General features: G+C 50.1%; 12 protein-coding genes. 3 read left to right on the top strand and 9 right to left on the bottom strand.

Going from position 1 to position 14392, the window contains the following annotated elements; all coding sequences use genetic code 11:
* Position 1: 1 nt before the first annotated feature.
* The 7 genes from araA to LARV_RS06595 form a co-directional block, all read right to left on the bottom strand.
* Positions 2–1480: an L-arabinose isomerase gene (gene araA, locus LARV_RS06625; RefSeq protein WP_075075136.1), complete on the bottom strand. Its 1479-nt coding sequence runs from the start codon at positions 1478–1480 to the stop codon at positions 2–4.
* Positions 1481–1572: 92 nt separating this feature from the next.
* Positions 1573–3132: a xylulokinase gene (locus LARV_RS06620; protein ID WP_201785885.1), complete on the bottom strand. Its 1560-nt coding sequence runs from the start codon at positions 3130–3132 to the stop codon at positions 1573–1575.
* Between the two features lie 432 nt (positions 3133–3564).
* Positions 3565–5076 carry a sugar ABC transporter ATP-binding protein gene (locus LARV_RS06615; RefSeq protein ID WP_075072895.1) on the bottom strand — a complete coding sequence of 504 codons (1512 nt, stop codon included), beginning with the start codon at positions 5074–5076 and terminating at the stop codon, positions 3565–3567.
* Between the two features lie 45 nt (positions 5077–5121).
* Positions 5122–6102: an ABC transporter permease subunit gene (locus tag LARV_RS06610; RefSeq protein WP_083522378.1), complete on the bottom strand. Its 981-nt coding sequence runs from the start codon at positions 6100–6102 to the stop codon at positions 5122–5124.
* Complete coding sequence (locus tag LARV_RS06605) at positions 6086–7180, bottom strand: ABC transporter permease (protein ID WP_075072894.1); 1095 nt, start codon at positions 7178–7180, stop codon at positions 6086–6088. The genes LARV_RS06610 and LARV_RS06605 overlap by 17 nt, the downstream gene beginning before the upstream one ends.
* Before the next feature lie 277 nt (positions 7181–7457).
* Positions 7458–8525 carry an ABC transporter substrate-binding protein gene (locus tag LARV_RS06600; RefSeq protein WP_075072893.1) on the bottom strand — a complete coding sequence of 356 codons (1068 nt, stop codon included), beginning with the start codon at positions 8523–8525 and terminating at the stop codon, positions 7458–7460.
* 172 nt (positions 8526–8697) lie between these two features.
* Positions 8698–9726: a LacI family DNA-binding transcriptional regulator gene (locus tag LARV_RS06595; protein ID WP_075072892.1), complete on the bottom strand. Its 1029-nt coding sequence runs from the start codon at positions 9724–9726 to the stop codon at positions 8698–8700.
* Between the two features lie 512 nt (positions 9727–10238).
* Here LARV_RS06595 and LARV_RS06590 point away from each other — a divergent pair.
* The 3 genes from LARV_RS06590 to LARV_RS06580 all read left to right on the top strand — a co-directional run bounded on the left by LARV_RS06590 (position 10239) and on the right by LARV_RS06580 (position 13188).
* Positions 10239–11657, top strand: coding sequence for an MFS transporter (locus LARV_RS06590; protein ID WP_075072891.1), 1419 nt, complete (start codon positions 10239–10241; stop codon positions 11655–11657).
* A 33-nt stretch (positions 11658–11690) separates the two neighbouring features.
* Positions 11691–12254 carry a TetR/AcrR family transcriptional regulator gene (locus tag LARV_RS06585; protein WP_075072890.1) on the top strand — a complete coding sequence of 188 codons (564 nt, stop codon included), beginning with the start codon at positions 11691–11693 and terminating at the stop codon, positions 12252–12254.
* An 88-nt stretch (positions 12255–12342) separates the two neighbouring features.
* Positions 12343–13188, top strand: a complete 846-nt coding sequence (locus LARV_RS06580; RefSeq protein WP_075072889.1) for an SDR family NAD(P)-dependent oxidoreductase — start codon at positions 12343–12345, stop codon at positions 13186–13188.
* 490 nt (positions 13189–13678) lie between these two features.
* Here LARV_RS06580 and LARV_RS20925 read toward each other — a convergent pair whose 3' ends face one another.
* Positions 13679–13981: a DUF3892 domain-containing protein gene (locus LARV_RS20925; protein ID WP_075072888.1), complete on the bottom strand. Its 303-nt coding sequence runs from the start codon at positions 13979–13981 to the stop codon at positions 13679–13681.
* Between the two features lie 52 nt (positions 13982–14033).
* Positions 14034–14270 carry a DUF2188 domain-containing protein gene (locus LARV_RS06570; RefSeq protein WP_075072887.1) on the bottom strand — a complete coding sequence of 79 codons (237 nt, stop codon included), beginning with the start codon at positions 14268–14270 and terminating at the stop codon, positions 14034–14036.
* Positions 14271–14392 lie beyond the last annotated feature (122 nt).

Below are 14392 nucleotides of genomic sequence, written 5' to 3'. Positions count from 1 at the left end.
ATCACCTCAATTTCCAGAGCAGGTCGTTGACGTGGAGTTCCTTTTTCAATTCTTCAGTAGTGGTGTTCTGTGTGAGATGGACAAACTCAATATCCATCATCTCTGCCCAATCTTCAAGCATCTCTGGTGTTGCATCATAGGTCAGCACCGTATGGTGAGCGCCGCCGGCTGTGATCCACTGGCGAATGCCTTCGCGCAGGTTCGGTTTGATCTTCCACATCACCCGGGCAACGGGCAGGTTCGGCATCTCCATGATCGGTTTGACGCACTCGATATCCTGCACAATGAGGCGCAGCCTTCCTCCCATGTCAATCAGAGAAATTACCACCGCTTTCCCCTCGTGCCCTTCGAATACGAGTCGAGCTGGGGCATCTTTTCCGCCAATGCCAAGCGGATGAACCTCGATCCGCGGTTTTGCTGCTGCAATGGACGGGCAAACTTCGAGCATATGGGCGCCAAGCGAGTAACCATTCTCTTTTTCGTAATGATAGGTGTAATCCTCCATGAAAGAGCTGCCGCCTTTGAGCCCCTGCGTCATCGCTTTAATAATATGGACCATCGCAGCGGTCTTCCAGTCACCCTCCGCGCCGTAGCCGTAACCCCGGGCCATCAGGTGCTGTGAGGCGATGCCCGGAAGCTCTTCCATCCCCCACAAATCCTGGAAGGTATTGGTGTATGCATCCGCATGCTCCCTTTGCAGGATGCGTTCCATGGCGATTTCTTCCTTGGCTTGATAATTAACGGCGTGAAGATCATCGGTGTCGAGTTGGTATTCTGCCCGATATTCTTTGACTTTCACTTGTACTTCTTCGTCTGTCACCTTACTGATCTCGTCCACGAGATCTCCCACCGGCCAGGTATTGACCTGCCAACCCAATTTGATCTGCGTTTCGATCTTGTCGCCTTCGGTGACGGCCACCTCGCGCATATTATCACCGAAGCGGACAACGGAAAGGTTCTGGCTAACTTTATAACCTACCGCGGCACGCATCCATTTCCCCAACTCCTTTAAGACATTTTCATCTTTCCAGTGACCGACAATCACTTTCCTGTGCAGACGCATTCTCGCTCCGATGAATCCATGCTCGCGGTCACCATGGGCTGCCTGATTGAGGTTTATAAAGTCCATGTCGATTTCTTCGTTGGGAATTTCGACATTGTACTGGGTCGCAAAATGGCAATAGGGTTTTTGTAAAAGGTTAAGCCCGTTGATCCACATCTTTGAAGGAGAGAAGGTGTGGCACCAGGCGACGATTCCTACACAGTTATCATCGAAATTCGCCTGTTTGACGATCGCGGTGACTTCTTCATTTGATTTGATCGTACCCTTGTAAACAAATTTACAGGGAACGTTTTTGTTTGAGTTGATATACGATGCCATTTCCTGGCTGCGTCGCGCCACAGTCTCCAGAACTTCGGATCCGTACAATGACTGTGAACCCACGACAAACCAGACTTCATTCTCTTCAATTTTTGGCATTGTTTCCTCCATCATGTTTTTCCATTTATCGTTAATTCGTTGTCCTGTAGCGGAATTTTTTACGCGCAGACCAAAACAACGATCAATATTCATCACTTCATGGATTGCACCGCGGTTTTTTCAATGATCAATCCTTCTTTGTAGCGACCCATGAAAACCGCAAATCCACGAACATCCTCCTGGTCAGGGTAGATCGTCGAGCCGGGTGCACCGGTAAAAACCCTTTTTGACAGATAAGATTCCAGCGACTCGCCGCTGCCCTTATTCAACATGTACGCCGCTAGCAGGGCGATCCCCCAGGCGCCCCCCTCACCTGCAGTCTCCATAACAGAAACTGGGACATTCAACGCCGCGGCCATGATGCGCTGGCCCACACTCTTGGTTTTGAAAAAACCGCCGTGACCCAGCAATTGACCGATCCTGACCTGTTCATCGATAAAGAGGATGTCCATGCCAATCCGCAAAGTGGCGATCGCCGAATACAGATGCATCCGCATAAAATTGGCCAATGAAAATCGGCTATCGGGCATGCGGACGAACAACGGCCGTCCTTCTTCCAGACGCGTGATTGGTTCACCGGAAAAATAGTTATAAGCGAGCAGACCTCCGCAGTCCGCCTCGCCTTCCAACGCTTTTTGAAAAAGCCTTTCGAATATCTCGGGCTGACTGACCTCCTGGCCAATCGCGCTCGAGAATTCATGGAATAACTCCACCCAGGCGTTGAGATCGGAGGTGCAATTATTGCTGTGGACCATCGCCACGGGTTTACCGGCTGGCGTGCTGACGATATCAATCTCCGGGTAAACTTTGGAAATCTTATTTTGCAGGACGATCATGGCAAAAATCGACGTGCCAGCAGAGATGTTGCCCGTTTGTTCCGCCACGCTGTTGGTGGCAACCATGCCTGTTCCTGCATCACCCTCGGGCGGGCACAGGGGGATACCTGCCTGTAACCGCCCACTGGGATCAAGCAATCTCGCGCCTTCCTCTGAAAGAAAGCCAGCCGGGTTACCCGCCATGGCTACCTCGGGTAAAATCTCCTCGAGCCTCCATGGATAATTCTTCTCTGCGACTTTCGAGTTGAACAACTCCATCATGTGCCGGTCGAAGTTTTGGCTGCTGCCATCTATCGGGAACATACCCGACGCATCGCCGATGCCCAAAACTTTCCGGCCGGTCAATTTCCAATGGATGTAGCCGGCCAGCGTGGTGAGGTAACGGACGTCTGCGACGTGGCTCTCCCCGTTCAGGATCGCCTGATACAGGTGAGCGATACTCCACCTTTGAGGAATATTGAATTGGAATAGCTCCGTCAGTTGTTCGGCGGCCTGTCCCGTCGTTGTGTTGCGCCAGGAACGGAACGGCACCAGTAAATCACCGTCCTTTCCAAATGGCATATATCCGTGCATCATGGCACTAAAACCGATAGCAGAGACTGCCGATAATGGGTGTTGGAATTTTTGATTGAAAGCGTCTGCCAACTTTGAATAACAATCCTGCAAACCCACCCAAATGCTTTCGAGACTGTACGTCCAAAAGTCATTCACGTACTGATTTTCCCATTCGTGGCTGCCACTGACGATTGGCTCATGGTTTTGATCGATCAGGATGGCTTTAATGCGAGTGGATCCAAATTCGATCCCCAGGATCATTTTTCCGCACTCGTAACCCTTCTGTGAATTCTGACAACCTTCCATCGATCACACCACCCTTTCTTCCAACATATAAGCTCTTTTTCCACGCGCCCCGTTTATCCGGCTTCCGAATCTTCCTGATTTCGTCAAAGTGAATCCTGCGCTGTTGAACCAAACCACACTCCAAAGCTCTGGAGTGGATTCACATTTCGGGTGTTCGATTGATCCCGTCCGCGAGTCTCCAATGAGACATCCGTCCGGTTGTTCAAAATCTGAGAGGTTTTCGCGCAATAACCATGATTCCGTTGTTTCCTGCCCTACCCTGCCGCTCCGCATAAAACTCATCTCTTAATGAACAAAGCAGTTATGATAAATACTCCCCAGGCAGGGTTCGGGGTTTTTCAGTATCACATCAACCTCTCCTGTTGAAAACTTCGATCCATTTCACGATCAGCTTCCAGCGATTGCCTGCATGATCTGGTCGCCGGATTCATCTGTGAATTCAGCTACCATCTTGCGTTCACGCATGACAGCCACCCGGTGGCTGGTCCGTAACACCTCCTCCAATTCTGAAGATATGAACACACACGATTTACCTTCCTCTGCCAACGAGAGAACCAGCTTCTGGATTTCCGCTTTTGCGCCCACATCTATTCCTCTTGTGGGTTCATCCAGGATGAGCAACCGGGGATTGGTTGCCAACCATCGGGCTAAAATGACCTTTTGCTGATTACCACCGCTCAGATTCTTTACCTGTTGGTCGGCAGATGGAGTGGCAATATTCAAAAGTTTTATGTACCTGTCTGCAATTTCGTATTGTTCCTGCTTTTTAAGAAACCTGAACCACCCCAGGCCGGCCTGCATGGCCAGGATAATGTTTTCACGAACCGTCAGGTCGCCTATGATGCCGGACTCCTTCCTGTCCTCCGGGCAGAGCGCCACCCCGCGCCCGATGGATTTCAGCGGCGCGAAATCTTCGATTTTGGCGCCATCGATGCTCAACGTCCCACCTGTGGGATTATCGATCCCAAAGAGGAGTTGGGCGATCTCGGTACGCCCTGAACCCAGCAGGCCTGCAAGCCCGACGACTTCCCCCTCGCGCAGATTCAGGTCGAACGGTTCCACCGACCCGGCGCGGGACAGTTGTTCCGCCTTCAGCCAGGCTTCACTCTTGATGAATTTTCGGCTCTCCTTCTTGATATTCACCATCTCGTCATATTCCACCAGGGAACGGCCGATCATCTTGGTGATCAATTCAAAACGCGACAGCGATTTGACGTCGTAAGTGCCGACCAGCTTGCCGTTGCGCAAAACCGTGATCCGGTCTGCAACCTCGTAGATCTGGTTCAAGAAATGAGTAATAAAAATGATGGATACACCTTCGCCCTTCAACCTGCGCATCACTGTGAAAAGCTGCGCCGTTTCATTGGCATCCAGGCTGGAGGTTGGCTCATCGAGCACGAGGACTTTGGCATTCGCGATTTCCAGAGCGCGCGCAATGGCTGCCATTTGCTGCACAGCCACAGAGCAGGTCCCCAACTGCTGGGTAACATCCATATCCACGCCCAGCCCGCGTAGTATCTCCCTGGCTCCGGCGTCCATGGCCTTTCTGTCGATGAAACCGAATTTATGCGGTTCCCGGCCAATGAGGATGTTTTCTGCCACGCTTAAATGCGGACAAAGGTTGACCTCCTGGTACACCGTGCTGATGCCAAGTGCCTGGGCATTTTGCGTGGAGCGGATGGCCTCTTTTTGTCCGTTGATCAGGATGACGCCGGCATCGGGTTGTTCAACGCCCGTGAGTATCTTGATCAGGGTGGATTTCCCCGCGCCATTCTCGCCCACCAGGGCATGGATCTCGCCCTTCATCAGTGAGAAATCGACGTTATCCAACGCCTGTACGCTCAAGAAGGTTTTGCAAATGCCTTCCATGTTGACGATTTTGTCCACTGTCTCGCTCATACATTACCTCGATCTTTTCCGGTTGGCTCAGTCAGTATGAGATTCCTAGGAGCGCTTTTTCCTGACATAGAAGGCACTTTGCACGCCAATGGCAAGCAGGGTCAATAATCCCACACCGATACGGGTCCACCATGAGCTTAACGTCCCATTGAACTGGAGGACGGAAACGATCGTGCCGTGGATCAACACGCCAAATAGGGTGCCGATCACGTTGCCGATTCCACCGGTCAATGCAGTTCCGCCGATCACGACCGCCGCGATGGCGTCGAGCTCCATGCCCGTGGCAAATTGCCCGTAGCCTGCCAATAACGACAGACTGAAGACGATCCCGCCCAGGGCTGAGCACAATCCGCTGAAGGCATAGACCATGATCTTGGTACGCCGCACCGGCAAACCCATCAGCATGGCCGATTGTTCATTGCTGCCGATGGCGTAGATCGTGCGCCCAAACCGCGTGAAATAGGCCAGGTAGATCACCACCAGAAGCATGATCGGACCGACCAGTGTGGGAATATAGATGTACGTTTTCGGGAAGAAGGGAATGTAAATGGGGGTCAGGGCGATGGTTTTATAGACTTCGTTCTTGATCGGAACAGAGGTCAGACTGATGATATATGCCATGCCCCGGGCGAAGAAAAGCCCCATCAGGGTGGCGATGAAGGGTTGAACTTTTAGGTCCTGAATGATCCAACCCATGAGGCCGCCCAGGGCAACACCGAGGACGATCATCAGCGGCATGACGATATACGCACTGACACCGTCTTTCAGCATCGCCGCCGAAGCCGTGCTGACGAGGGCGATGATTCCACCTACCGAAAGATCGATCCCACCCGTCAGGATCACCAGCGTCATGCCAATTGCTACGAGCAACAGGCTGGAATCATTGATGAAAAGGTTGAAGAAGACCTGCGGCTTCTGCATGGTGGGATACAATTTTCCGCCGGCGTAATAAATCACGAGGAAAACCGCAAAGGGTAAGAGCACACCACCGTTTTTTATCAAGAAGCGGCTAATTTGATGTTTCATGCTTGGCTACTCTTCGTTTCGTGGTGATTCGATTGACAAACCGGCGCGTGTAATCAGAATAAAGCAGGATGACAACGAGGACCAGGATGGCTTTTGCTGCCAGCAGCGCATTGGCCGGCACGCCCAGGTGATAGACCGTAACCGTAAAGGTCCAGATCACCACTGCGCCGATCGCGCTGGCCAGCAGGTTGAACCGCCCGCCGGTCATCATCGTACCGCCCATGACAACCGCCAGGATGGCATCCAGTTCGTAATTCAAGCCGTTGTTATTTCCGTCCGCACTGTGAACGTAGGAGCTGAGGATCAAACCGGCGATCGCGCCGCAGAAACCGCAGAACATGTAGGCAAATAATTTGACATTCTTTTCGTTGATACCGCTGTAATAAGCCGACCTGGCATTGGTCCCGACCGTTTCGATGAACAGGCCGATGGATGTTTTTCGGACCAGAGCCCAACCCAAAATCAGAATCAACGCTACGATATAAATTGAAACTGGTAATCCCAGGATATAGCCGTTGCCAAACCAAAAATAGGGTGTGTAATAGATCGTCATGATCTGGCCGTTCGTGATGAGTTGGGCAATCCCGCGGCCCGCAACCATTAAGATCAGCGTAGCCACCATCGGCTGGATCTTCACCCTGGAGACCAGAAGACCGTTCCAGAGCCCGCATAGTGTGCCCGCCAGTAAATCCGCCAGAATGATGATCGGCAGAGGGGTATTTGTTGCATTCTTGGTCAGGATCTCATTCGAGATCAACTGGTTTCCGAGCGCCGGGTTGATCAATACCGCGCCCATTGCTGCGGAAATCGCGATCACGGCGCCGACCGATAGATCGATGCCGCCAGTGGCGATCACCAGCGTCATACCGATGGCCACCAGCATGAGGGGCGCGCCGTTGTTGAAAATATCTACGATGTTGCCGTATAAATGCTTCCCGTAGGTCGGATCTTCAATAATACCAAGTTTGAAAAAGGTGGGGTCGATAATGGCATCGAAAACCAGGATAATGATCCAGGCCACAAGGGGCCAGAAAATCTGGCTGTCACGGAATCGTCTAAAAAATGACTTCTGGTTCATGTCTCTCCTGCCACGCTCTAGATCGGAGACTGATCATCGACATGATCGGATCGCTTTACTTCCCAGCCATGATCGTAATGGAACTTGTTGCAATCACTGCTGCGAAGTGTCCGTTCTTTACACTTGCAACCCGTCAGCCCATCCGAAACGATGAGATCCTCAATGATTCATTGCGTTTCTCTGCAGGGAGCGGCAGGTACTTGCCATGCCGCTCCCTGTCAACACCAGATTCACTCATGCGGAAGTGCGGAGACTTCTCGCAGAGTTCAAGCCCGATCTAGTATTTGCGGCTTGGCAGCAGCTCGGCAGCGTTATCGGGATAGTAAACGGTCTCATTGGTCAAAACATTCTTTTCGACTGCTTGGCCGTTCATGATCTTCAACGACATCTCTGCAACCTGCGGTCCGAGCAGAGGATTGCATTCGACATCTGCCTGGAACCAGCCATCGATCATGGCCTGGAAACCACCGCGCGTGCCATCAACGGAAACGATGAAGAGATCGCCCGGTTTCACACCAGCAGCCTTCAAAGCTTCGATAGCCCCAAGGCCCATATCATCATTGTGAATGAAGATGCCCTGGAAATCGGTGCCGGCTTTGTATTTCTGTAAGAAGGCCTGCATTACAGGAACAGCTTCGGCACGGGTGAAGTTACCGGTCTGGGAATCGATGATTTCGATGTTTGCGTTGAGTTTGGAGCGGAAACCTTCAGCCCGACCAACTGCAGCACCGGAGCCGGTGGTACCGGAGAGTTCCAAAATCTTTGCGCCATCGGGGAATTTCTTATTGAATTCATCCGCGGCGCGCTGCCCTTCCAGCTTCATATCAGAGCCGATGTGGGAAACATAGAGGGATGCGTCTGCGCTGACGGAGCGGTCGACGATGATGACGGGGATACCGGCATTATGAGCCTCGGTCAACACAGCGTCCCATCCGTCTTCAACCACAGGGGGCAGGGCAATTACGCTGACACCCTGCTGGATGCAGGCCCGAACCGCTGAGATCTGGTTTTCCTGTTTCTGCTGGGCATCGGAGAATACCAACTGGAATCCGTCTTTTGCAGCTTCATCTTTGAATGAAGCGGTATCGGCCGTGCGCCAGTCGCTTTCAGCGCCAAGCTGAGGGAAGCACATTACCATGTCTTTGTAGGTACAATTCGGGCCACAGGCCGCCTGGCCGAAGGGAGCAGTATTTTCGGCAACGGGGGCAGTGGTGGCAGCAGGAGCAGCAGGGGCAGTGGTGGCAGCGGGGGCAGCGGTGGTTGCTGCAGAGCCGCAGGCGCTGAGAGCCATGGTAAGAATCACAGCCAGAAGCAGGAACTTGAACGAGTTCTTCCGGATAGACATACTCTCCTCCTAATGACAGGTTTGATCGTTTTGAGTTACAATTTAACGAACGAATAAACTCAACATCACATGAGTTTGTTCGTCTTTCCTGGAAATGCTCTGGTTGGTCCCATATCAATTGGAGCATTTCCGCATTAACAAGATCGTGAAAGTAACCACCTCCTTCTTCGATTTACGAACTTTGGCGGATTATTAATTCAGGTTGAATTGTGATGTATTTTGGCTCCACGGCTTTGTTTTCCTTCAATTTCATTTCAGTTTGTGAAACCAACTCAGTTACTGCAATACGCCCCAGTTCGTCCTGATTTTGATAAACAGTCGATAACGACGGGATATAAAACTCCGACTCAGCAATCCCATCGAACCCGACGATCGAAAGATCTTGTGGAATCCTTTTGCCAATTTCTGGTGCAGTCTGGAGGATGCTTAAAGCCATCTGGTCGTTCCCGGCAAAGATCCCATCGACTTCGGGATATTTTTCAATCAATTCCAGAAAGGCTGTTTTTCCGCTTTTCGAAGACCAGTTACCCTGTGTCCACATGCGATCGTCCACGTGGATCCCGGCTTCTGTTAATGCCGATTCCCAGCCCATCTTCCGTTGCCTGGCTTCCCACCAATCGAGCGGACCAGAAATATGAGCGATGTTTTTCCTGCCCTTCTGGATCAAATGGTTTACTGCCACCCTGGCACCGGTAAAGTTGTCGGTTGTGACAATCGTGACGTTTTCTTCTTCTTCCATGGTCAGGAAAATGATCGGGATATCGATCATGGGGAGAACATCTTTAATCCATTGCCTGTTATCTTCAACCTCTGGAGCTGCCCAGATGATCCCATCCACCTGATGCGCTTTAAACCAATCCAGTACAGGGATGATATTGGCGGAATTTGAATTTTGGACCTCTTTTAGCAGCAAGCCATAACCCAATTCTTCGGCTTTGTTCGTAATTCCGCTTAACACCCGCGAAGGACCCAGGTATTTCAAGCCGGAGGTTACAACCCCAAATAGAAAGCTTTTTTGTCTGGACAGACTCTGCGCAACAGCGTTTGGCTGGAAGTTGAGTTCGGCCATGATTTCTTTAACCCGTTGCCTGGTCTCCTCCGACACTTCCAGTCGGTTATTTAAAACGCGTGAAACCGTCTGCCTCGACACACCGGCTTTTTCGGCGACATCGTAAATGGTGGCTTTATTCTTTTTGATCAAGGCTGCCTCAAAGAACAGCGGTTGGGGGATTGTGACCGGTCACGTGACCGGTCACATCTATATTAGCAATTTGCAGACAAAAGTCAAGAGGGTAATCGGGAAATTATTAATATTCTTCATAAATGATCTTCAAGGGAGTACTTCGTTACCTCCGGGTCGTGAAATACCCTTTAGGGTACACCAGCACCCGGCGCGGTGTAAGTCAAAATCCCGAATCCGTGCCGCCGGTACGCCCTGCACGAAGTGCATGGGTTTGTGCGGTGGGTTCTGCAAACACTTGCACCTGCCCTGGTGGGCGGTGCGGTTTGAACAGCCCAGACCGGCGCTCCAGGCGCGTATTGTCGCTGGGGGCAGGCCAGTTTCGTAAATAACGACTTTCAAATTGTAAACAGGGCCTTTTTCATCCCTTTCATTTTCTAATCCAACTCTTACAAAAACCCATTGACACTGACATTTTTGCTGGTTATAATCCATTTACTTACCGACCGGTAAGTAAGAGGAGATTGATTATTGTGAATGACAAGTCTCGCAACAAGATCTTATTGGTGTTATTCCTGGGTGTTCTTATGGGCGCGTTGGATATTGCCATTGTGGCTCCCGCCCTGCCATCCATCCAAAAATATTTCGGCGTCGGCGAACGCATCCTAGCCTGGACCTTCACCATCTATGTTCTGTTTAACCTGATCGGCACACCGTTGATGGCTAAGTTGTCTGATAAATTCAGCCGGCGTTTCATATACATTCTGGACGTAGTGCTGTTTGTCCTGGGCTCCATCGTGGTCGCATTGTCTCCGCAGAAGTCGTTTGCTGTAATGCTGGCCGGACGAGCCTTGCAGGGTTTTGGCGCGGGGGGCATTTTTCCGGTGGCCAGCGCTGTCATCGGCGATACTTTTCCGCCTGAAAATCGCGGAAGGGCGCTGGGGTTGATCGGGGCTGTGTTCGGCCTGGCTTTCCTTGTCGGTCCAGTACTGGGTGGGGTTATCTTATCGATCACCACCTGGCAATGGTTGTTTATCATAAACCTGCCCATTGCGCTGGTGGTCATTGTGATGGGTTGGCGGCTGCTGCCCTCAAAGGGTTCAGGTTCACAGTTGCGTTTTGATTGGAATGGGCTGCTCATATTGAGTGTGCTCCTGGCTTCATTAACCTACGCCCTCAACCAAATCGACACCCAGCATTTCTTTAGCAGTCTTGTTTCCGTGCGGGTGTTGCCGTTCTTGTTACTCGGGTTGGTCTTGATGTTGGTATTTCCAACCATCGAACGGAAAGCCAGTGATCCAATTGTCAACATGAGTCTATTCCACAGCCGACAGATCAGGCTTTCAAGCTTTTTATCAGCTGGTGCAGGCCTTGGCGAATCCGGTTTATCGTTCATGCCAGCACTTGCAGTGGCAGCTTTGCCAGGGATCATCAATTCACATACTTCAAGTTATATGATACTTCCGGTGGTCTTGGCCATGTCTGTTGGTTCTCCTTTAGTAGGCCGTTTGATGGATCGGTTCGGATCCAAGGTTATGGTGATTTCTGGTACGCTCTTGCTGGCGGTCGGGATGATGTTGTTGAGCACAAGTGCCATCTCAGAGACGCTTTGGGGATTCATTCTTTCGGGAGTGGTGATTGGCTTCGGTCTTTCGTCGCTGTTGGGTGCGCCCATGAGATACATTATGTTGAATGAAACCACTGCCAGGGATCGCACTTCTGCTCAGGGGCTTATTTCGCTGTTCACCAGTATTGGCCAATTGGCCAGCAGCGCGCTGATTGGTGCAGTTGCTGCATCAAAGGGCGGTGGTGTAGCTGGTTATGGCGGAGCCTATCGTGTGGTGGGTTTCATGGCAGTGATCATGATCGTTTTGGCCCTTGGGTTGAAGAACAGGCAGCATGAGTTGCTTACTGTGCAAAACAATCAACTGGACACTCAGGCAGAATCATAAAAAAGGTCGAAAATGGTTGTTGAAGAATCTAGCATGCGAAACACAATCATTGAAAAGGCAAAAAGCCTTTTCATCGAACACGGCTATCGCGGTCTATCGATGCGTGAGATTGCTGAGAAGGTGGGTGTCTCAAAACCTGCCTTGTACTATCACTTTAAAAACAAGGAGGAACTTTTTTCCGCCGTGTTGAAAAACGGCCTTGAAGAGATCGGCAGAATGATCGACACGATCAACAACCAGCCGGTCACCAGTTATGAAAAATTAAGCTTGTTCATGAAATACGTTTTGACTCAACCCACGGAGCAGCGTGCAGTCATCCGTCTCGGAACACAGGAATTCACACAATTAAGTATTGCTTCAAGGCAGATATTTGACGAGTCATACTACAACCAATTCACCGGAAAGCTGAGCACAATGATCCAAACTGGCATAGAAGACGGTGAATTTCGCGAAATGGATACGAATATTGCCATCTGGGGATTGTTGGGTTTACTGTATCCCTACATGTATCCCAACCATTTTGGTCTTTCTGCACTTTCGGCTGACAAGATTGAGCTCATTATCAGTATGTACATGAAAGGCATCCAGAAGGGCTAAAAAGGGATCGTAACATGGCCGCAGCCATCATCACCTATACCATCCTTTGGAAAACAGAAGTTATATCATTCGAATTAGGAAAAGGTTAATGAAATTACTTGAAGGAAAGACAGCCGTTATTACCGGTTCAAGCAGAGGGTTAGGTTTTGCTATTGCCAAAGCGTTTGCAGAGCAGGGAGCCAGCATTGTTCTGGCGGCCCGAACGGCAGATACCCTCAATTCAGCCGTCGCTGAGTTGAAGAATCAGGGATACCAGGCTGAAGGCTTCATCTGCGATACAGCAAGAATTGAGGATGTGGAGGGGTTGGCACAGAGGGCTGTTTCAACCTTTGGTCACCTGGATATTTGGGTCAACAATGCAGGAATTGGCGCTCCATATGGATCAACCATGTCCATCTCGCCGGAACGGATTAAAAAAGTAGTGGACACAAATATCATAGGTGTTTACCATGGTTCCTATGTGGCCATGCGGCAGTTTTTAGCTCAAGGCTCTGGAAAGCTGATCAACCTGCTTGGCCGCGGAGATTCTGGGCCGATGCCTTATCAGAATGCATATGCATCCAGTAAGGCTTGGGTCAAGAATTTCACCCAGGCTCTTGCCAGGGAATATGCTGGGACGGGTATTGAAGTGATGGCCTTTAATCCAGGGCTGGTGATCACAGAAATGCTAACTCAGGTGGATGCCATCGTCGGGTTTGAAAAGAAAGTGCTGCCGTTGAATACTGTCATCCGTTTCTGGGGAAATCTGCCAGAAGTGCCTGCCCGAAAAGTGGTTTGGATGGCTTCGTCAGCCACGGATCGCAGGAATGGACTGATCGTGAACTTCCTGTCTTTTGGTCGCTTGATAGCCGGGGTTGGCAAGGAACTCTGGAGGTGGATCACCCACGCTCCCATTTCAACTCCCATAATTAAGGTTCGAATAACGAAGAGTTAAGTATTTTGGATGATCGCCTTGGAAATGGGGATGGAAATCCGGTCTTTTTGACGAGCTAAGCCTACTGCGGTTCATTGAAAAATCCTCCGATTCTGAGATAAATTTACCCGCAGTACGCCGGGTTAACGAAAAACCAGAGTACTATGTACTCTGGTTCTCTCTAGTAGCGGGGAGTGGATTCGAACCACTGACCTCCGGGTTATGAGAGATATTCCTGGTTTCGGAATGTTTTTCACTCAGGCTCCGCATTTTAGCCTGGCCTGAGGGACGCTCTTCTGAAGAGGCCGGAGGATCTTTGGTTACGAGTTATTAGACGTATGATAGCGACTTTTCATGACAGGGTCAAGTAGTAGTTTTCTCGCGACCCGGAGGACAATGGTTGTTTGTAATCATTTCTAGGTTTTCAAATAGAAAAAAAGGGAAGCGACGCTCCCCTTTTTTGACAATATTTTGTTGAATTATTAAATCTTCAGTTTCTCGACTTCCTCCTTTATATTTGACAATACGGCAGACTATCAAGGTTGTTGTCCTCTACTGCATCAGCCGCTGACTTTATGTGATATTGTCGGCAATAGGTGCAGTAGTATTTTTCAACCCAAGCGGTCTTTCCACTTCGAGGGCCTAAAGTGTAGAATCGGTCCCCATTTTGCATCATTTGGATCACTTGTGATAACGAAAATCGTTGAGAGTAATGATCGGCGGTACTTCCTACTCCGATAGCCACGATATGGGCATGTTGTGGTGGCTGAGATGCTGGCTCTTGGTTCGTGCAAATAACACGATAGGTTGTCATTGGATATTCCTTTGGTTATGTTTGAAATCGGAAATTGTTTATTTGGTGGATATCAATGCTTTTTATCCACTGGTGGACAAGGATCCTTTCCAAAACTATCTTTATCCCTTATCGTTCCATCCTTCCTGTGGATAACCACCTCTGATTCTTGATTCTTCGCTATACCTCGAGCAATATCAATTGCTTGTGTTTGAGTGGAGGTCTCTTTTGTTATTTTTGAGTTACCTTCACCACGAACTCCCCATTTGCCCTTTGGCGTGGGGACAACATGTTGGTTTTTTCCTGCCATATTTGCTCCTATTTTGCACTATTTAGTTTACATTGCACATTTATAATAGCATACCTCTTAGATATTTGCAAGCTTTAGTTGTCAATTTACCATTCTTGTTGACATGGATAAACTTTGCATCT

It is taken from the genome of Longilinea arvoryzae, assembly GCF_001050235.1.
GTDB classification, from domain to species: domain Bacteria; phylum Chloroflexota; class Anaerolineae; order Anaerolineales; family Anaerolineaceae; genus Longilinea; species Longilinea arvoryzae.
This window is presented reverse-complemented; position numbering and strand designations above follow the sequence as displayed.